The 20,869-nt window shown below is 62.1% G+C and carries 14 protein-coding genes; 9 read left to right on the forward strand and 5 right to left on the reverse strand.

The window, feature by feature from the left end; all coding sequences use genetic code 11:
* Positions 1-93 precede the first annotated feature (93 nt).
* The 5 genes from BM216_RS34910 to BM216_RS30940 all read right to left on the reverse strand — a co-directional run bounded on the left by BM216_RS34910 (position 94) and on the right by BM216_RS30940 (position 4,386).
* Positions 94-582 carry an alpha/beta hydrolase gene (locus BM216_RS34910; RefSeq protein WP_244530423.1) on the reverse strand — a complete coding sequence of 163 codons (489 nt, stop codon included), beginning with the start codon at positions 580-582 and terminating at the stop codon, positions 94-96.
* A gap of 212 nt (positions 583-794) precedes the next feature.
* The gene (locus tag BM216_RS33845; RefSeq protein ID WP_143102926.1) at positions 795-1,106 is read right to left on the reverse strand and encodes a hypothetical protein; all 312 of its coding nucleotides are present in this window, start codon (positions 1,104-1,106) and stop codon (positions 795-797) included.
* A 38-nt stretch (positions 1,107-1,144) separates the two neighbouring features.
* Complete coding sequence (locus tag BM216_RS30930; protein ID WP_093003868.1) at positions 1,145-1,693, reverse strand: hypothetical protein; 549 nt, start codon at positions 1,691-1,693, stop codon at positions 1,145-1,147.
* A 120-nt stretch (positions 1,694-1,813) separates the two neighbouring features.
* Positions 1,814-2,533 (reverse strand): DUF1003 domain-containing protein, encoded by a 720-nt coding sequence (locus BM216_RS30935; RefSeq protein ID WP_093003870.1) that lies wholly within the window; start codon positions 2,531-2,533, stop codon positions 1,814-1,816.
* On the reverse strand, positions 2,530-4,386 hold the full coding sequence (locus BM216_RS30940) for an ABC transporter ATP-binding protein/permease (RefSeq protein ID WP_093003872.1): 1,857 nt from the start codon (positions 4,384-4,386) through the stop codon (positions 2,530-2,532). The genes BM216_RS30935 and BM216_RS30940 overlap by 4 nt, the downstream gene beginning before the upstream one ends.
* 146 nt (positions 4,387-4,532) lie before the next feature.
* On the opposite strand from BM216_RS30940, the gene BM216_RS30945 reads away from it, so the two are divergent.
* The 9 genes from BM216_RS30945 (at position 4,533) to glgA (ending at position 20,869) form a co-directional block, all read left to right on the forward strand.
* Complete coding sequence (locus BM216_RS30945) at positions 4,533-4,985, forward strand: cupin domain-containing protein (protein WP_093003874.1); 453 nt, start codon at positions 4,533-4,535, stop codon at positions 4,983-4,985.
* Between the two features lie 143 nt (positions 4,986-5,128).
* A complete protein-coding gene (locus BM216_RS30950) occupies positions 5,129-8,485 on the forward strand; it encodes a transglutaminase family protein (protein WP_093003876.1) in 3,357 nt (1,118 codons plus the stop codon).
* 6 nt (positions 8,486-8,491) lie between these two features.
* Positions 8,492-10,912, forward strand: a complete 2,421-nt coding sequence (locus BM216_RS30955) for a circularly permuted type 2 ATP-grasp protein (protein WP_093003878.1) — start codon at positions 8,492-8,494, stop codon at positions 10,910-10,912.
* 21 nt (positions 10,913-10,933) lie between these two features.
* Positions 10,934-11,827 (forward strand): transglutaminase family protein, encoded by an 894-nt coding sequence (locus tag BM216_RS30960; RefSeq protein ID WP_093003880.1) that lies wholly within the window; start codon positions 10,934-10,936, stop codon positions 11,825-11,827.
* Positions 11,828-11,959: 132 nt separating this feature from the next.
* Complete coding sequence (locus tag BM216_RS30965) at positions 11,960-13,129, forward strand: vWA domain-containing protein (protein ID WP_093003882.1); 1,170 nt, start codon at positions 11,960-11,962, stop codon at positions 13,127-13,129.
* A gap of 327 nt (positions 13,130-13,456) precedes the next feature.
* Positions 13,457-15,919, forward strand: coding sequence for a glycogen/starch/alpha-glucan phosphorylase (locus tag BM216_RS30970; protein ID WP_093003884.1), 2,463 nt, complete (start codon positions 13,457-13,459; stop codon positions 15,917-15,919).
* Complete coding sequence (gene glgB, locus BM216_RS30975; protein WP_093003886.1) at positions 15,919-18,153, forward strand: 1,4-alpha-glucan branching protein GlgB; 2,235 nt, start codon at positions 15,919-15,921, stop codon at positions 18,151-18,153. The genes BM216_RS30970 and glgB overlap by 1 nt, the downstream gene beginning before the upstream one ends.
* Positions 18,150-19,412 (forward strand): glucose-1-phosphate adenylyltransferase, encoded by a 1,263-nt coding sequence (glgC, locus tag BM216_RS30980; RefSeq protein ID WP_093003888.1) that lies wholly within the window; start codon positions 18,150-18,152, stop codon positions 19,410-19,412. Before glgB ends, glgC begins: the two co-directional genes overlap by 4 nt.
* Positions 19,412-20,869: a glycogen synthase GlgA gene (gene glgA, locus BM216_RS30985; protein WP_093003890.1), complete on the forward strand. Its 1,458-nt coding sequence runs from the start codon at positions 19,412-19,414 to the stop codon at positions 20,867-20,869. The genes glgC and glgA overlap by 1 nt, the downstream gene beginning before the upstream one ends.

A 20,869-nucleotide genomic window follows, 5' to 3' on the forward strand; every position in this document is an offset into this window, starting at 1 on the left:
GAAGCCGGCGACTCCGCCTCACCCCTTCCGGATAATCGCGCTTCTCCGAAGGCTTCATGTGAAGCTGCGTTTGCTGATGGGTCCGGGGAAAAGCTACTGCGAGAATGTCGAAAGGGCGAGTGCGATCGCTCGGTTATGGATCGCCGACCGACTGATGCCGGGAGGATCGACACAGATATCCGGCTCGCTCGCCTTCCCCCACGGACTGCATTCGCACAGGAAACTGTAGTGGCCTGCATCGGCGCTCAACAGGTCCAATGTGCTATTTGCGAGATGTCGATGCAGCCATTCGGCACATAAGTCCGAGGGCGCCTCGAGATCTGATGCAACGGCTGCAATACCGATCGGTTCTATAATCTTCTTCAGGCTTTCAACGCTGAAGCCACGCACGGGCGAGGCCGGTGCGCACAGGAATGCGCCTTTGATCCGTTTGTCCTTGAATGAAGTCGCTTGCCTCTCCCAGGAGGCGCGGAACACCGGGCTGCTTTCAAGCAGCGGTTCGACTTGCGCACCAAGATGCGGGAATTCGCGCGGGCCATCACCCCATCCTCGCCCCTTGGACCATTCAAGGAACGGCGCCACCTGCGTGATCCCACCGAGCAGGGAAACGGCCGTATGGCCCCCGAGGGAAAAGCCGCTCACGAAAACCCGGTCAAGATCGAGTCGTCCGGCAAATGGGCCGCTCGCGTGATAATCGAGTATTACCGTGAGATCGCGAGCCCTTTCCCACCAACAAAGGAACCCCTCCGGTCTGTAGGGCTCCGATCCCGTATTCCCATGATGGTCGACGCCAATTACGAAAAAACCCCGCCGCGCCAAACCTCGAGCCAGCCATGCAAGGCTGGCTGCGGTCCCACCCGTTCCGTGAGACAACAGGAGAACAGGAGAACAGGAAAGGCAGGCATTCCACTTGCTGGAACCGCATTATTGATGGAAACGTCTGGAATAAAAATGCTTTGACTGGCATTCTCGAAGAGCGATGGAGCGCCTCCAGCATCATCCGTCGGATACCATGCGGACCAGAAAAGCGGACGCGCTGCCTTGCCGCTCCAGTCGCTCCGATCCGGATCTCGTATCCTGCCAGCTGTGAAGCCGACCTCCAGCATGATCTCTCCGACACCTGCTCTCTTGTCCGCGTCGCCGGTCAGAGAGACCGGCTGTAGTCGTGGCCGACCTTCTTCAACGCGTCGATGATGTCCGAATAGACAAGCTGGACCCTGTTCGGCTTGAGGCCGGTGACCATCGGGATCGTTTCCTCGCCATACTGGATGTAGACGGCCCCGCTCAGAAAATGAGCGGCGGTCATGCCCAGGCTCTCCAAATTGTTGCCGGCGGTGACGAAGCCGCCGGAGGCTTCGCAGCCGATGCTCGTCACATGTTCAAGCAGATAGGTCTTTCCGCCGAACGTAATGGTGTCCGCATCGATCTCGATCGGGACGACCTTGGGTTCGTTGCCCCAGCGGTACACCACCGTGAGCAGCCCGGCGCAGACGAGCGTGACCAGGAAGAAATAGCCGGAAGCCATCGTCAGGAAGAGCGAAATCAACCCGACGATCACGAGCGGGATGACGAGTACGGCGCCGATGACCTGCCGTGATCTGCTTATCGTCTTGGCATGATAGGTGATGCCCTTGCCATCCTTATGTATCGTGGAGTTCAGTTTCGGCTGAACGATGGTTCTGGCGTCTGCCATGCAAATCCCCTCTGCAATTCCTGCTGAAAACAAAAAAATCAATATGCGCAGGCATGCAATATTTGGTCATGGCGTCAAGTCTTGCAGATCGCTTTACAGTCTCGATGAAGCGAAATGTCTTCACCCCTTGCGCGGATCGTCCCTCTTCTCAAGCAACTCGATCTGGATCTGCTGTAGTTCCGCCAGACGTTCCCATTGCTTGGCCATCTGGTGGTCGATCTTTTCGTGCAGCTGGCGGATTTCGAGTTCGGCCCTGAGATTGATCATGTAGTCGTTCTCGGCGCGCAACCGGTCCTTCTCCTCCTGCCGCTTCTGGCTCATCATGATAACCGGCGCCTGCAATGCGGCAAGGCAGGAAAGCACGAGGTTGAGGAGGATGAAGGGGTACGGATCGAAGGGCTGCGCCATCAGCCCGATGGCATTCACCACCATCCAGATCACCAGAATGGCGACGAAGGAGAGGATGAAGGTCCAGGAACCGCCGAAGGACGCCACCTTGTCGGCCACCCGCTCGCCGAAACTCGACTTGCGGTCCATGACGCTCTCGGCGCTCGACTGTACCGTCAGCGTGCCCTTCTCGAAACTGTCGAGCACATGCCGGTCGAGATCGGAGAGTTCACCGCGCTCCTCTTCCAGCAGGTTCTCCACGTAGCGTCGCCGGAAGCGCGCCAGATCCTCGTCGCAGATCAGGCTTTCAGGACTGCATTCCTTTACCTCCTCGGCGATCATCTCGTAGAGACGCGGCCTGAGGCTGCCTGCCTTGTGCAGCTTGGAAAAAGGAAAGATCCGGCCACAGACGACGCAGCGTCCGGTCCTTGCCGAAGGCGAATGGCTGTTCATGGTGTTGTACCGCTGTCCTTGCTGTTATCGCCGCCGGCGATCTCGTTCCTGTCGCCGTCCCTCCCAGCCGTGCGATGGTTCCCCGCCCCGTTCGGATGCAACGGCGCCAGATGGAACGTCGTCGGCTGGAATGTCTTGGCAAATTCCTCCGACCGGCCGATATAGACGAGCGTCGAGCCTTCAAGCCCGGAAAGCACCTCCATCAGCCGCTCGCGCGTTTCCTGCTCCAGCCCTTCCAGCACGTCATCCATGATCAGCCAGTCGGGCTTGCGCAACACGGCGTTCGCCACCTGCAGTGCCGCCTCTTCCTCCTTGTCGAGCAGCCGGTCCCAGCGCTCCATGTCGTCCAGCCGGTCGACATAGCGGTCGAGCCCGACGGCCGTGAGCGCCTGCTGCAGTGCCTCGTCCGTCACCTGCGGCATGCTCGCCGGGCCGGTGGCGGGATAGGTCATCACCTCGCGCAGCGTCGCGGTCGGCAGATAGCCTTCCTGCGGCATCAGGATCATCCGCTCGGCCTGCGGCAGGCTGATCTCGCCCTTGCCCCAGGGCCAGATGCCGGCGATCGCCTGGAAGAACAGGTGCCGATCAGTGCCGGGGTCACCGTTGATCATCACCTTCTCGCCGGGCATGACCATGCAGACGTCTTCCTTGAGCCTGATGCCATGGCCCGCAGCCCCCTCGTCCGGCTCGCCATAGACCTCGACGGCGTGGATGCGCAGCCCCTCGTCCTTGTTCCCGAGGGCATAGGCAATGACATCGCCTTCCTTCGCCGGCGTATCGGTCATCAGAAGCGCATTGCGGAAGAAGGAGACACGCGCGAGCGTTGCCCTCCAGTCGGCAATGACGCTGAAATTCTGCACATACCAGCGCAGCGCCGTATTGACCTGGTTGAAGGCGCCGACGGCCATCATCAGCCCGCCGAAGGTCAGTTCGCCGGAAAAATACATCGGCGAGGCGATGATTATCGGCGCCACCAGCGCCAGCCAGCCGAATCCGGAGGAGACCCAGGTGAGGTTCGTCAGCGCCCAGGCGAGCTTGCGCAGCATGTCGAGCACACCGTCGATCGCGCCCTGCACGCGGACGAGCTCGTTCGGTTCGCCGCGCGCCAGCGTGATCGGCTTCAGGTTCTCGTTGGCGCGCACAAGCGCGGCGCGCAAATCCGCCTCCTTGGCGTAGCGGTCGGCATTCAGCCGCGCCAGCCTGCTGCCGACGACATTGCTGAGCACCGAACCGGTCAGCGCATAAAGGATCGTCGCCCACAGCATGTAGCCCGGAATGACCAGGTAATGGCCACCGATATGGAAGCCGAAATCGGTCGAGATTGCCCAGAGCACGCCGATGAAGCTGCCGAGCAGGATGGTCGAGTTGACGAGACCGATGGAAAGCGCCGTCGTGTTTTCCGCCAGGATGCGGGTGTCTTCATGCAGCCGCTGGTCGGGATTGTTGGCGATAACGCCGGCTCCACCGAGTTTCAGCGCCCGGCCGGGCGTCAGCCAGACGTTTGCGAGATCCCGCGCCAGCCCCTCGCGCATCTTCAGCGCCGTGATCTGGTTCAGCCATGTCTGGATCACGTTGAGCAGCGTCAGAGATAACGCAATTATCGCGAAGACGCCAAGCTGGCGCAGGAATTCCGGCATGTCGCGCCGTTCCAGCGCATCGTAGAACGGTCCGTTCCATTCGTTCAGCTTGTAGGTCGCATAGGTCGTCATGATGATGATGATGAGAAGTGCGATCGACAGCATCACCAGCTGCCGGCGCACCGGCGAGGACCAGAAGGCGCTCATCATCATCTTGAGCTGGCCGGAAAGCGAAAGTTCGAAGGGTTCTGTCACCCCTGCGGACATTTGCGACATCAAGCGAATCCTCCCGCCATGCCATGCGACGAAACCATCGCAGACTTACCATGACGACATGGGTTGTACAGGCCGCCGTGACAACGTTCGATTTCAGCCCGACGACCGCTATATGACGGAGGCAGATTATCAGCCGGGAGCCCGCCATGCCGAAGATCGATCTTGCCACTGTTCCGACCGAACAGGGCTCCGGCTATCCGCCGCCCTTCGCCGCCGCCTGTGCCGATCGCCTGCGGCAGCGGCTCGGCAATGCCGGCGGGCTTGCCGATTTCGGCATCAACCTCACACGCCTTCCACCCGGCAACTGGTCCAGCCAGCGCCACTGGCACTCCCATGAGGACGAGTTCGTCTATATCCTCGAAGGCCAGCTCGTGCTTGTCGAGAACGAGGGCGAAACGCTGCTGCGCGCCGGCGACTGTGCCGCCTTCCCGAAAAACACCGGCAACGGCCACCACATGATCAACCGCTCCGGTGAGGTCGCCATCTATCTCGAGATCGGCTCGCGCCACCCTGACGACATGACCACCTGTTCGGACGTGGACATGAAAAGCGCCAATGCGGATGGGCGTTTCGTGCATAAGGATGGGGCACCGTATTAGCGGCCTACTTGCCCGTTTTTTAACCACGCAAACATCCTTGCATTCTCGCCCTGCATTGCACAAACTCCCAGATGACAATGATGGTTCGGCCCGCTCAACGAGGCCGGCAAGGGGCGCCTGCAACAGGGCAATAAAGGGGTTCAATGTCGATCAAGGCGAGCATCTACCACCTCACCCATTACAAGTATGACAGACCCGTCCGTCTCGGACCGCAAATTATCCGCCTGAAACCCGCCGCCCATTCGCGCACCAAGGTGCTGAGCCATTCGCTCAAGGTCACGCCCGAAAATCACTTCGTCAACCTGCAGCAGGACCCCTACGGCAACTATCTCGCCCGCTTCGTCTTTCCCGACCCTGCGACCGAACTGAAGATCGAGGTCGATCTTGTCGCCGACATGACGGTCTATAATCCCTTCGACTTCTTCGTTGAGGAAGAGGCGACCAAGTGGCCCTTCGCGTATCCCGAAACGCTGGTCGAGGACCTTTCCATCTACCGCGAGCCGGAACCGGCGACGACGCGCCTGCAGGCCTTTCTCGATACGATCGACAGGACGGAAGGCCAGCCGACGGTCGACATGGTGGTCGGGCTCAACGCCCGCCTGCAGCAGCAGATCGGCTACGTCATCCGCATGGAACCGGGCGTACAGACGCCCGAAGAGACGCTGGAAAACGCCAGAGGCTCCTGCCGCGACACGAGCTGGCTTTTCGTGCAGATCCTGCGTCATCTCGGCTTTGCCGCCCGTTTCGTCTCCGGTTACCTGATCCAGCTGACGCCAGATCTGAAGGCGCTCGACGGCCCTTCCGGCACGGAAGTCGACTTCACCGACCTGCATGCCTGGGCGGAAGTCTATCTTCCCGGCGCCGGCTGGGTCGGGCTCGACCCGACATCCGGTCTTCTCACCGGCGAAAGCCATATCCCGCTCGCCGCCACCCCGCATTACCGCAATGCCGCGCCGATCTCCGGCGGCTATTTCGGCGAGGCAGAAACCTCGTTCGACTTCGCCATGAACGTCACCCGCGTCGCCGAGCATCCGCGCATCACCAAGCCGTTTTCCGACGAGAGCTGGGACGCGCTCAACGATCTCGGCGAACAGGTCGACCGGGTGCTCGAAGCGCAGGACGTACGCCTCACCATGGGCGGCGAACCGACGTTCGTCTCCATCGACGATTTCGAGTCTGGAGAATGGAATACCGACGCCGTCGGCCCGACCAAACGGGAAAAGGCAGACGTCCTGATCCGCAAGCTGCGCGAAAAATTCGCGCCCGGCGGCTTCCTGCATTACGGCCAGGGTAAGTGGTATCCGGGCGAAAGCCTGCCGCGCTGGACCTTCTCGCTCTATTGGCGCAAGGACGGCAACCCGATCTGGAAAAACCCGGATCTCGTTGCCCGCGAAGGCGGCGACTACAAGGTCGGCGAGGACGAGTCGCAGAAATTCCTCGCGGCACTCGCCGGCGAACTCGGTATCGGCGCCGACATGGTCGTGCCGGCCTACGAGGACCCGGCGGAATGGATCATCAAGGAAGGCTCGCTGCCCGACAATGTCGATCCGTCCAATTCCAAGCTCAAGGATCCGGAAGAGCGCAACCGCCTTGCCCGCGTCTTCGAACGCGGCCTGACGAAGCCTACCGGCCATGTCCTGCCGGTTCAGGCCTGGCAGGCCCAGGCGCGCGGAAAGCCCGGTGAAAAGCGCTGGATCAGCGAGAAATGGAACACCCGCCGCGGCCGCATCTTCCTCGTGCCCGGCGACAGTCCCGTCGGCTACCGTCTGCCGCTCGGCACCCTGCCCTATATTCCGCCATCGCAGTTTCCCTATATCCACGAGGCCGATCCCTCCATCCCCCGCTCCTCCTTGCCCGAGACCATCGTGCCCGCAGGGCGCGGGGCGACGGAAGGCCGGGCGATGCCGGAATCATCCTTCACGGCCGGCGATGCGGCCAATCCCGGCCGTGTCGAGCAGACCCTCGGCGACATCGGTGGCGCAGTACGCACCGCAATCTCCGTCGAACCGCGCGACGGCCGCCTCTGCGTCTTCATGCCGCCGGTGGAAAAGATCGAGGACTATCTCGAACTGATCGCCGCCGCTGAAAACGCGGCAACGGAACTCGGCCTGCCGGTCCATATCGAAGGTTATGCGCCACCCCATGACGAGCGCATCAACGTCATCCGCGTCGCCCCCGATCCCGGCGTCATCGAGGTCAACATCCATCCGGCCGCAAGCTGGAAGGAGACGGTCGACATCACAACGACCATCTACGAGGAAGCCCGCCAGACACGCCTAGGCGCCGACAAGTTCATGATCGACGGCCGCCATACCGGCACCGGCGGCGGCAACCATGTCGTGGTCGGCGGCGCCAATCCGAACGACAGCCCGTTCCTGCGCCGTCCAGACCTTTTGAAGAGCCTCGTGCTGCACTGGCAGCGCCACCCTTCGCTCTCCTATCTCTTCTCCGGTCTGTTCATCGGCCCGACCTCCCAGGCGCCGCGCATCGACGAGGCCCGTCATGATTCCATGTACGAGCTGGAGATCGCGCTGTCCCAGGTGCCGGCACCCGGACAGGGCCAGCCGCCTCTGCCCTGGCTTGTCGACCGCCTGTTCCGCAATCTCCTGACCGACGTCACCGGCAATACCCACCGTTCGGAAATCTGCATCGACAAGCTGTTCTCGCCGGATGGCCCGACGGGCCGCCTCGGCCTCGTCGAGTTCCGCGGTTTCGAAATGCCGCCGAATGCCCGCATGTCGCTCGCCCAGCAATTGCTGGTGCGCGCGCTGATCGCCCGCTTCTGGAAGAACCCGCTGCAGGGCAAGTTCGTCCGCTGGGGCACGGCGCTCGCCGACCGCTTCATGCTCGGCCATTACATCTGGGCCGATTTCATGGACGTGCTGCAGGACCTGCGCGAAAACGGCTTCGACCTGCGCCCCGAATGGTTCGAGGCGCAGCTGGAATTCCGCTTCCCCTTCTTCGGCGAGGTCGAATACGAAGGCGCGAAGCTGGAACTGCGTCAGGCGCTCGAACCCTGGCACGTCATGGGCGAACAGGGTGCGATCGGCGGCACGGTGCGTTATGTCGACAGCTCGGTCGAACGCCTCCAGGTGCGGCTGGAGACGACCAACCCGTCCCGCTACACCGTCGCCTGCAACGGCCGCGCCGTGCCGCTGACGGCCACCGGTCAGTCCGGCGTCTCGGTCGCCGGCGTCCGCTTCAAGGCCTGGCAGCCACGATCCGGCCTCCATCCGATGCTGCCGGTCAACTCGCCCTTGACCTTCGATGTCTACGATACCTGGTCGGCAAGGTCTGTTGGCGGCTGCAGATACCATGTTGCGCATCCGGGCGGTCGCAATTATGAGACCTTCCCAGTGAACGGCAACGAGGCGGAAGCGCGACGGCTGGCGCGGTTCGAGCCCTGGGGTCATACGGCGGGATCCTATCCCCTGATGCCGGAAACACCCTCGCCCGAATTCCCGCTGACGCTCGATCTTCGCCGCCCCCAAGGAGTATGACGTCTAGTGACCAAGGCACCGTTGAGCGAACGCCGCAGGGATGAGGAGATCGAAAACGATCCGATCCTCGGCTATGCCGCGTTTCCCGGTGTCGCCGACGAGATGCTGGACGCCGATGGCGAGATCAAGCCGGTCTGGCAGAACCTCATCGCCCGCCTCAGCCGTCTCAACGAAGGCGATCTCCACGAACGCTTCGCCCGTGCCGACCGTTACCTGCGCGATGCCGGTGTCTTCTACCGCACCTATGGCGGCCCCGGCGAAGGCGGATCGGGCGAGCGCAACTGGCCGCTCTCCCATATTCCGGTCCTGATCGACGAGAAGGAATGGGCCGGCATTGCCAGCGGCCTGAAGCAGCGCGCCGACGTGCTGGAAGCCATGATCGCCGATATCTACGGCGAGAACCGGCTGGTGCAGGAAGGCGTCCTGCCGCCCCAGCTCGTCGCCGCCAATCCGGAATTCCTGCGCCCGCTGGTCGGCGTGAAGCCGGTCGGAGGCCATTACCTGCATTTCTGTTCCTTCGAGATCGGCCGCGGGCCGGATGGCAACTGGTGGGTTCTGGCCGACCGCACCCAGGCACCGTCTGGCGCCGGCTTCGCGTTGGAAAACCGCGTCGCCACCACCCGTTCCTTCTCCGATATCTACGGCGAAACCCACGTCCATCGCCTCGCCTCCTTCTTCGGCGCCTTCCGCGATGCGCTGCAGTCGCGCAAGCAGTATCCGGATGACCGTATCGCCGTTCTCTCGCCCGGCCCGGCGAACGAGACCTATTTCGAACACGCCTATATCGCCCGCTATCTCGGCTTCATGCTGCTCGAAGGCGAAGACCTGACGGTCGTCAACGACCGCGTCATGGTGCGCACCGTGGCGGGTCTCAAACCGATCGGCGTGCTATGGCGCCGCCTCGACGCTTCATACGCCGATCCGCTGGAGCTCGACCAGAACTCCCATATCGGCACGCCCGGCATGGTGCAGGCGCTGCGCGCCGGCTCGCTGACGCTGGTCAATGCGCTCGGCTCCGGCATTCTGGAAACCCGTGCCTTCCTCGCCTTTGCGCCGATCATCTGCCGCCGCCTGCTCGGCGAGGATCTGCTCATGCCGTCGATAGCCACCTGGTGGTGCGGCCAGAAGTCCGAACGCGAGCATGTGGCCAAGAATATCGAGCGCATGGTCATCGGCCCCGCCTATTCCCGCCTGCCCTTCTTCGACGACAACGGCCAGTCCGTGCTCGGCTCGACGCTGCGCGAGACCGCGAAGGACACGGTCGGCGACTGGCTTGCCGGCGAAGGCGCAAAACTCGTCGGCCAGGAAGTCGTGACGCTCTCGACCACGCCCGCCTGGGTCAACGGCAAGCTGACCCCGCGGCCGATGTCGCTGCGCGTCTTCGCCGCCCGCACGGAAAACGGCTGGGAGATCATGCCCGGCGGTTTTGCCCGCATCGGCACCGGCGACGATGTCGCCGCGATCGCCATGCAGTCGGGCGGCGCCGCCGCCGATGTCTGGATCGTCTCGGAAAAGCCGGTTAGCAAGTCGACGCTGCTGCCGCCGGAGGAAAGCTTCACCCGCAACATGCCGGGCTCGCTGCCGAGCCGCGCCGCCGACAATCTCTACTGGCTCGGCCGCTATATCGAACGGTCCGAAGGCGCCTTGCGCATCCTGCGCGCCTGGCACCTGCGTTATGCGGAATCGGCCAATCCGAACGTGCCGCTGCTGGCCGATGTCGCGCGCTATCTGAAGTCCATCGACATGGACATGACGAAGGCGGTGCCGGCGCCGCTGCTCGCCAACATCAACAGCGCGATCTATTCGGCGAGCAACATCCGCGACCGTTTCTCGCCGGACGGATGGCTGGCGCTGACCGACCTCGCCAAGACCGCCAAGCGCTTCCATGAAGCGGCCCAGGCAGGCGACGATGCCGCCCATGCGATGACCATTCTCCTGCGCAAGCTCGCGGGCTTTGCCGGTCTGGTGCATGAAAACATGTATCGCTTCACCGGCTGGCGCTTCCTGTCGGTCGGCCGCCATCTGGAACGCGCCCTGCACATGACCCGCTTGCTCGGCCACATGTCCGGCCCGGATGCGCCGGACGGCGCGCTCGACATGCTGCTGGAGATCGGCGACAGCGTCATGACCCACCGCCGCCGCTACAACGTCAATACGGTACGCCTGACGGTGAACGACCTATTGGCGCTCGATCCGCTCAACCCGCGCTCGATCCTGTTCCAGCTGAACGAGATCCGCACCGAGGTGGAAAAGCTGCCCAACGCCTTCGTCAACGGTCAGATGTCGCCCTTCTACCGCGAAACGATGCGCCTGCATTCCGGCCTCGCGGTGATGACGCCGGAGACCATCGACAAGGACGTCTACCGGCGGCTGGAGAAGGATCTCGAAAACCTGTCCGACCTTTTCGGCCAGACCTATTTCCACTGACATCAGGAGAGGAACGCGCCGATGCTCTACGACCTCTCCCTTCATATGGGCTATGCCTACGACGTGCCGGCCTCCGGTGCCCGTCATGTCATCCGCGTGCTGCCGCTGTCGCTGCCCGACCGCCAGCGGCTGATCGCCGGCTCGGTCACCGTCTCGCCCACGGTCGACGAGAAAACGACGTTCATCGATTTCTTCGGCCAGCAGGCAACCTCGGTCTTCCTGCGCGCACCCCATGAGCGGCTCGACATCCGCATGCATGCGCGCGTCATGGTGGAGGCCCCGACCATGACGGCAGATCTTTCGCCCACACTGGACATGCTGCGCCGCGAACTCGCCGACATCTGGTCGGTCGACCCGTCCTCGCCCCATCACCTGACCGGCACCAGCCCGAGGCTGCCCGAGGACCCGGAAATCGCCGCCTATGTGCGCGACATCGCAAAGCCCGGCCGAGTAGACCGCGAGATGACGATCCGTGAGATCGCAACCGCGCTCTGCACCCGCATCCACAAGGACTTCAAATACGATTCCGAGGCGACGACGGTGGACTCGACGCCACGCGAGGCCTTCAGGCTGAAGCGCGGCGTCTGCCAGGATTTCGCCCATGTGATGATCGTGGGCTTGAGAAGCCTCGGCATTCCGGCAGGCTACGTTTCCGGCTTCCTGCGCACCATTCCGCCGCCGGGCAAGGAGCGTCTCGAAGGCGCCGACGCCATGCATGCCTGGGTGCGCGTCTGGTGCGGCGACGCGCTCGGTTATGTCGAGTTCGATCCGACCAATGACATCGCCGCCGGCAGCGACCATATCGTCGTCGCCTATGGCCGCGACTATTCCGACATCGCTCCCGTGATCGGGGTGCTCAAAGGTTACGGAAATCAAAAGGCCGACCAGGCAGTTGACGTGATTCCGGTCAAATAGACCCGTTTTGGTGCTGATTTCGGCCGATCGTTAAAACTTGACGATTGGTTTTAGGGCTTATTCAAGAGCTGAGGCCTAGGAAAATCCCCATCTGTTCGAATGACTCGAGCGCCGACCGGGGACCACCATATTATGTCCATTTTCAAGCGGCTCGCTGCCGACCGCAGCGGCAATTTTGGTATGATGACGGCAATCATGCTGCCGGTGCTTCTGGGGGGCGCTGGTCTCATGATCGATTTTTCGAACATGATGCTCTCACGCCACGAGCTTCAAAACGCCACGGACGCCGCAGCTTTGGCAGCGGCGACCTCGCTGGCGCGCGATTCTGCCGCCACTGCAGAGTCCGCGAAAACCATGGCCATCGATTTCGTCAAAGCCCAGATGTCCAACGTCGTCGGCAGCAAGACACTCGAAGATATTGTCAAATCGACCACAGCAACGGTAGCCACGACAACGACCTCGGATGGGAAGCGTTACGATATCGTCGTTTCGTCGAATTATACGCTCAGCCTTACGCCCCTGATGCAGGTTCTCGGCAAGAGCACGACCCAGATCGGCGCATCCAGTTCGACGACGAGTGGCATCAGCCAGACAAAAAGCGCTTTGTCGATGACCCTTGTCCTGGATGAATCCGGCTCGATGCTTGCCAATACCGGGGAGAAAATCCTGCCGGAAAAGAAATGCAACCAGTACAACGACAACGGCGCTCTCGTCAGCAGAAACGCCACCTGCTACGTCAAGAAGATCGAAGCGCTCAAGACCGCTGCCAATCTGCTCCTCGATCAGCTCGACAAGGCTGATCCGAAATCCAAATACGTCCGCACCAATGCGATCGCGTGGAGCAGCGAGATCCAGGATGACAGCGATTTCGCATGGGGCACGAACAAGACGAGAAATGACGTCATCGAGGACATGTCGGCGGGTGGCGGCACAGAATCCTACGTTCCGATGAAGCAGGCTTTCGATGATCTCACCAAGACCGGCTCGAAATCGGAGGAGAAGATTCATCTGGATGCGGGCAATACCAAACTGACCAAATACATCGTGTTCATGACCGACGGAAACAACAACAGTACTTGGTCTGACACATATACGCTCGCCACATGCAAATCCGCCAAGGACGCAGGCATTAAAATCTACTCGATAGCATTCATGGCACCCACCCGGGCTCAAAGCTTCCTCAACAGCTGCTCCAGTGGGGCTGGCTACTATTTCAAGGCAGAGAGCATGGATGATCTCCTCGGCGCGTTCAAAGCGATCGGTGAGGAAGCCAGCGCGAACAAGACACTGCTGACGCAATAGTCCGGGCAAAGACGGTATTCATCGCACCGCTGGTCGAGGCCTTCGGCGAGATCGCCGACAAGGCGGCCAAGCAGACGGTGCGCCTAACCAACTGATCCCGGCCTGCCCTTACCAAGGCCCCGCCCTCACCGGCGGGGTTTCTTGTTTCAACGCCGGACGGCATAGGACAGTATGTCGTCGCGAGAAAGCCATCACCCTGGGTTAGGGCTCGCAAATACGCCGTTGCAAGGCGTTCACATCGGTGCATAACTGTGCCGGTAACATTCTGCCATATCGACTGAATCGGACATTCCTCCACCCGCTCAACCGAGAACAATTGGCGACTTCATGAACAACACAACATCCCCCGTCGAACTTCCCTATCCGGCCCCGCGCTCGTCCCGTCCAGAGATCATGGCGGAAGAGATCATCGAGCGCCTGACCTACCGCATCGGCAAGGACGCCAAGGTCGCAAAGCCCCATGACTGGCTGACGGCAACGATCCTTGTCGTGCGAGACCGCATCATCGACCGGTGGATGGAAAGCACCCGCAAGGCCTATCGAACCGGCGCCAAGCGCGTCTATTACCTGTCTCTGGAATTCCTCATCGGCCGCCTGATGCGCGATGCCGTCAGCAATCTCGGCCTGATGGCCGAAATCCGCGACGCGCTGTCCTCGCTCGGCGTCGATGTCTCGGTCATTGCAGGCCTCGAGCCCGATGCGGCACTCGGCAACGGTGGTCTGGGCCGTCTCGCCGCCTGTTTCATGGAATCGATGGCGACGGTCGATATCCCGGCCTATGGCTACGGCATTCGCTACGTCCACGGCCTGTTCCGCCAGCAGATGGCCGATGGCTGGCAGGTCGAGCTGCCGGAAACCTGGCTCGCCCACGGCAATCCCTGGGAATTCGAGCGCCGCGAAAGTTCCTACGAAATCGGCTTCGGCGGCTCCGTCGAGACGATCGGCGGCTACGAGGACACGCCGCGCTACGTCTGGAAGCCGGCCGAGCGTGTCATCGCCATGGCCTATGACACGCCGATCGTCGGCTGGCGCGGCGAGCGCGTCAACACGCTGCGCCTCTGGTCGGCCCAGCCGATCGACCCGATCCTGCTCGACGCCTTCAACGCCGGCGACCATATCGGCGCGCTGCGCGAGAGCAACAAGGCGGAGGCCCTGACACGCGTTCTCTACCCGGCCGACGCCAACCCGGCCGGCCAGGAACTGCGCCTGCGCCAGGAATTCTTCTTCTCGTCGGCCTCGCTACAGGACATCCTGCGCCGCCACCTGCAGCAGTATCCGGACTTCACCAACCTGCATGAAAAGGTCGCGATCCAGCTCAACGACACCCATCCGGCGGTATCGATCGGCGAATTGATGCGCCTTCTCGTCGATATCCACGGCATGGATTTCGATCTGTCCTGGGAAATCGTCCGCCAGACCTTCTCCTACACCAACCACACGCTTCTGCCCGAAGCGCTGGAAACCTGGCCGGTGCCGCTGTTCGAGCGCCTGCTGCCGCGCCACATGCAGCTCGTCTATGCGATCAACGCCAAGATCCTGATGGAAGCCCGCAAGGAAAAGCGTTTCTCCGATACGCAGGTCCGCTCGATCTCGCTGATCGACGAGGGCGGCGAACGGCGCGTGCGCATGGGCAATCTCGCCTTTGTCGGGTCCCATTCGGTCAACGGCGTCTCGGCGCTGCATACCGACCTGATGAAGGTCACGGTCTTTGCCGACCTTCACACGCTCTACCCGACCCGCATCAACAACAAGACCAACGGCATCACTCCGCGCCGCTGGCTGATGCAGTGCAATCCGGGCCTCACCTCGCTCATCCAGGAAGCGATCGGCGACAAGTTCCTCGACAATACGGAGGCGCTGAACGAGCTCGACAAGTTCGCCGACGACGCGAGCTTCCAGGAAAAATTCGCCGCCGTGAAGCGGAAGAACAAGGTGGCGCTCGCCAATCTCGTCGGCAGCCGCATGGGCATCCGCCTCGATCCTTCGGCGCTGTTCGACATCCAGATCAAGCGCATCCACGAATACAAGCGCCAACTCTTGAACATCGTCGAGGCCGTCGCCCTGTATGACCAAATCCGCTCGCACCCCGAACTTGACTGGGTGCCACGTGTAAAGCTGTTCGCCGGCAAGGCGGCGCCGAGCTATCACAACGCCAAGCTGATCATCAAATTGGCGAATGACGTTGCCCGCGTAATCAACAACGACCCGTCGGTGCGTGGCCTGCTGAAGGTCGTCTTTGTGCCGAACTACAATGTCTCGCTGGCCGAAATCATGGTTCCGGCCGCCGACCTCTCGGAACAAATCTCGACCGCCGGCATGGAAGCATCCGGCACCGGCAACATGAAGTTCGGCCTGAACGGCGCATTGACCATCGGCACGCTCGACGGCGCCAATGTCGAGATGCTGGAACATGTCGGCGAGGACAATATCGTCATCTTCGGCCTCAAGGCGGACGAAGTGGCCAAGGTTCGCGCGGACGGCCATAACCCTCGCGCGGTGATCGAGCAGTCGCCGGAACTCGCCCAGGCGCTCAACGCCATCGCCACCGGCGTCTTCTCGCCCGACGACCGGTCACGCTTCGCCGAGCTGATCGACGGCATCTATAACCATGACTGGTTCATGGTTGCCGCCGACTTCGACGCCTATGCTGCGGCTCAGCGTACCGTTGACCAAATCTGGGCCGACCCTAAATCCTGGTATTCAAAAACAATTCGCAATACCGCCCGGATGGGCTGGTTCTCCTCGGACCGCACAATCCGCCAGTACGCGTCGGAAATCTGGAGAGCCTGATGACAAAATCGCCGCGTGGGCAGGATGACGGGAGGGCGCCTGGCGAAATCCCGCTGTCCGAGATCGAGGCGATTCTGGCAGGCAGGCATACAAACCCCTTCGCCGTGCTTGGCCTGCACAAGCTCGGCGATAAATTCCGCGCCCGCTGTTTCATCCCGGGCGCGGAAGAAGTGACGGTTCTCTCGCTGACCGGCGCCGAGCTCGGTGAACTCACCCGCCGCCACGAGGACGGTTATTTCGAAGGCCTCGTCGACGCCGCCAACCTTCAGCCCATCCGCTACCGTGCCCAGCGCGGCGATGTCGAATGGGCAGTGACCGATCCCTATTCCTTCGGCCCTGTCCTCGGCCCCATGGACGATTATTTCGTCCGCGAGGGTTCGCATCTGCGTCTCTTCGACAAGATGGGCGCGCACCCGATGAAGCACGAGGGCGTAGAGGGCTTTCACTTCGCCGTCTGGGCGCCGAATGCGAAGCGCGTCTCTGTCGTCGGTGAATTCAACAACTGGGATGGCCGCCGCCACGTCATGCGGTTGCGCTCCGACACCGGCATCTGGGAGATCTTCGCCCCCGATATCCTCGCCGGCTCCGCCTACAAGTTCGAGATCGTCGGCAAGGACGGCCGCCTGCAGCCCTTGAAGGCAGACCCCTATGCTCGCCGCGCAGAATTGCGGCCGAACACCGCTTCCGTCACCACGCCGGAGCTCGCTCAGGTCTGGGATGACGAAGCCCATCGCTCCCATTGGGAAAAGGCGGACCATCGCCGCCAGCCGATCTCGATCTACGAGGTCCATGCCGGCTCCTGGAACAAGCGCGACGACGGCACTTTTCTCAGCTGGGACGAACTCGCCTCACAGCTCATCCCATATTGCGTCGACATGGGCTTCACCCATATCGAATTCCTGCCCATCACCGAGCATCCCTTCGACCCGTCCTGGGGCTATCAGACGACCGGTCTCTACGCGCCGTCAGCCCGTTTCGGCGAGCCGGAAGGGTTCGCGCGCTTCGTCAACGGAGCCCACAAGGTCGGCCTCGGCGTCATCCTGGACTGGGTGCCGGCGCATTTCCCGACGGACGAACACGGCCTGCGCCGCTTTGACGGCACCGCGCTCTACGAGCACGAGGACCCGCGCCAGGGTTTCCACCCCGATTGGAACACGGCGATCTACAATTTCGGCCGGCAGGAAGTGCTGTCCTACCTCGTCAACAACGCCCTCTACTGGGCGGAAAAATACCATCTCGACGGTCTGCGCGTCGATGCGGTCGCTTCCATGCTTTACCTCGACTATTCGAGGAAGGAGGGCGAATGGGTGCCGAACGAATATGGCGGCCGGGAAAACCTCGAAGCCGTCCGCTTCCTGCAGAAGATGAATTCCCTCTCCTACGGCGCCCATCCCGGCATGATGACGATCGCCGAGGAATCGACCTCCTGGCCCAAGGTCTCGGCCCCTGTCCATGAAGGCGGGCTCGGCTTCGGCTTCAAGTGGAACATGGGCTTCATGCACGACACGCTGAGCTATCTCGCCCGCGAGCCCGTGCATCGCAAGCATCACCACCACGAACTGACCTTCGGCCTGATCTACGCCTATTCGGAAAACTTCGTTCTGCCGCTCAGCCACGACGAAGTGGTGCACGGCAAGGGCTCGCTGATCGCCAAGATGGCCGGCGACGACTGGCAGAAATTCGCCAACCTGCGCGCTTACTACGGCTTCATGTGGGGCTATCCGGGCAAGAAACTGCTGTTCATGGGCCAGGAATTCGCCCAGTGGAGCGAGTGGAGCGAGGCGAAGTCGCTCGACTGGAACCTGCTGGCCTACGCACCCCACGAAGGCATGCGCCGCCTCGTGCGCGATCTCAACTTCTGCTACCGCTCCAAGCCTGCATTGCATGCCCGCGACTGCGAGGGCGAAGGCTTCCGTTGGCTGATCGCCGACGATGCCGACAATTCCGTCTTTGCATGGCTGCGCATGGCGCCGGGAGAAAAGCCGGTCGCGGTCATCACCAATTTCACGCCCGTCTATCGGGAAAACTACCGCCTCCCCTTGCCAAACGAGGGAAGATGGCGGGAAATCCTCAATACCGATGCCGAGATCTACGGCGGTAGCGGCAAGGGGAATGGCGGACGCGTGCAGGCCGTGAATGCTGGAGGAAGCATTCAGGCCGAAATCACGCTGCCGCCTTTGGCAACGATCATGCTGGAACTGGAACAGCAAATTAATAACGGGAGGAATTCATGAACGACAAGCGCATCCAGCCCCTCTCCCGCGACGCCATGGCCTATGTTCTGGCCGGAGGACGCGGCAGTCGCCTCAAGGAACTGACCGACCGGCGCGCCAAGCCCGCCGTTTATTTCGGCGGCAAGGCCCGCATCATCGACTTCGCGCTCTCCAACGCGCTGAATTCCGGCATCCGCCGCATTGGCGTCGCCACCCAGTACAAGGCCCACTCGCTGATCCGTCACATGCAGCGCGGCTGGAACTTCTTCCGGCCGGAGCGCAACGAGAGCTTCGACATCCTGCCCGCCTCCCAGCGCGTCTCCGAGACGCAGTGGTATGAAGGCACGGCCGACGCCGTCTTCCAGAACATCGACATCATCGAGGGCTATGCGCCGGAATACATGGTCATCCTCGCCGGCGACCACGTCTACAAGATGGACTACGAGGTGATGCTGCAGCAGCACGTCAATTCCGGCGCCGACGTCACCGTCGGCTGCCTGGAAGTGCCGCGCATGGAAGCGACCGGCTTCGGCGTCATGCATGTCGACGAGAAGGACAGGATCATCGATTTCGTCGAGAAGCCCGCCGATCCGCCGGGCATTCCCGGCAAACCGGAATTCGCGCTGGCCTCCATGGGCATCTACGTCTTCCACACCAAGTTCCTGATCGAGGCCCTGAAGCGTGACGCCGAGACGGCGGGTTCCGCCCGAGACTTCGGCAAGGACATCATCCCTTACATCGTCGAGCATGGTAAGGCCGTCGCCCATCGCTTTGCCGATAGCTGCGTCCGCTCCGACTACGAGCGCGAGCCCTACTGGCGCGATGCCGGCACGATCGACGCCTATTGGCAGGCCAATGTCGACCTGACCGAAATCGTCCCCGGCCTCGATCTCTACGACAAGTCCTGGCCGATCTGGACCTATGCGGAAATCACTGCGCCCGCCAAATTCGTCCATGACGACGAGGACCGTCGCGGCTCGGCGACATCCTCGGTCATCTCGGGCGACTGCATCATCTCCGGCTCGTCGCTCAACCGCAGCCTGCTGTTTACCGGCGTGCGCGCCAATTCCTATTCCAAGCTCGATGGTGCCGTCGTGTTGCCGAATGTCCGGATCGGACGTCGCGCGCAGCTTCGCGATGTTGTCATAGACCATGGTGTAACCATTCCCGAAGGTCTCGTGGTCGGCGAGGATCCCGAACTCGATGCCAAGCGCTTCCGCCGCACCGAGAGCGGCATCTGCCTGATCACGCAGAAGATGATCGACAAGCTGGATTTGTGATGCAGGTTCTTTCGGTTGCCTCTGAAGTCTATCCGCTGGTGAAGACCGGCGGACTTGCCGATGTCGCCGGCGCCCTGCCGCTGGCCCTCGGCAAGCAGGGTATTGCCGTCAAGACGCTGATGCCCGGCTATCCGGCTGTGATGCACGTCGCGACGGAAGCAACCGTGCAGCGTACGTTCGACGATCTGCTGGGCACGCAAGCCCGCATTCTCGAGATCAGCCACGAGGGGCTCGATCTCCTCATCCTCGACTGCCCCGAACTCTATGACCGCGCCGGCGGCCCCTATCTCGATACGAACGGCAAGGACTATGCCGACAACTGGCGACGGTTCGCGGCCCTTTCCAAGGCCGGCGCGATCATCGCTCAGCAGGGACTGACCGATCATCTCGGCGCCTGGCGGCCGGATCTGGTCCATGTCCACGACTGGCAGGCGGCCATGGTGCCGGCCTATATGCGCTATGCGGTCGAACCCGAAGTGCCGAGCCTCGTCACCATTCACAACATCGCTTTCCAGGGCATTTTCGGCGGCGACATCTTCCCTGAACTGGAGCTTCCGCCGCATGCCATGTCGATCGACGGGCTGGAATATTACGGCAATGTCGGCTTCCTGAAAGCAGGCCTGCAGGCAAGCTGGGCTATATCGACGGTCAGCCCATCCTATGCCGAGGAAATCCTCACACCGGAATTCGGCATGGGCCTGGAAGGCCTTCTCGCCCACCGCGCCACCGATCTTTACGGCATCGTCAACGGCATTGACACCGATGCCTGGAACCCGGAGACGGACCGCGCGCTTGCCGTCCATTATTCCGCATCCTCGCTGAACAAGCGGGCCGAGAACAAGCGCCTCGTCGCCGATCGCTTCGCGCTCGATACCGAAGGTGGCCCGCTGTTCTGCGTCATCTCGCGACTGACCACGCAGAAGGGTATGGACCTGCTTGCCCAGACGCTGGACGAACTCGTCGCCCAGGGTGCGCGGCTCGCCGTGCTCGGCTCCGGCGACAAGGCGCTGGAAGACGCGTTCCATGCCGCAGCCACCCGCCATCCGGGCCGCATCGGCGTCATCGCCGCCTATGACGAACCGCTCTCCCACCTGATGCAGGCAGGCTGCGATGCGATCGTCATCCCGTCACGTTTCGAACCCTGCGGCCTCACCCAGCTTTACGGCCTGCGCTACGGCTGTGTGCCGATCGTCGCCCGCACCGGCGGCTTGAACGACACGGTCATCGACGCAAGCCATGCCGGCCTTGCCGCAAAGGCTGCGACCGGCATCTCCTTCGGCCCCGTCACCGCCAGCGATCTGTCGCGAGCGCTGCGCCGTGCGGTCCGCCTTTATAACGACCAGAAGCTCTGGATTGGTATCCAGAAGCAGGGCATGAAATCCGATGTTTCGTGGATCAGGAGCGCTGGACTTTATGCCGCGCTCTTCTCCGCAATCCTTGAAAGAAAAGGCATTTAA

It is taken from the genome of Rhizobium sp. NFR07 (assembly GCF_900111905.1).
In the GTDB taxonomy this organism is placed as follows: Bacteria; Pseudomonadota; Alphaproteobacteria; order Rhizobiales; family Rhizobiaceae; genus Neorhizobium.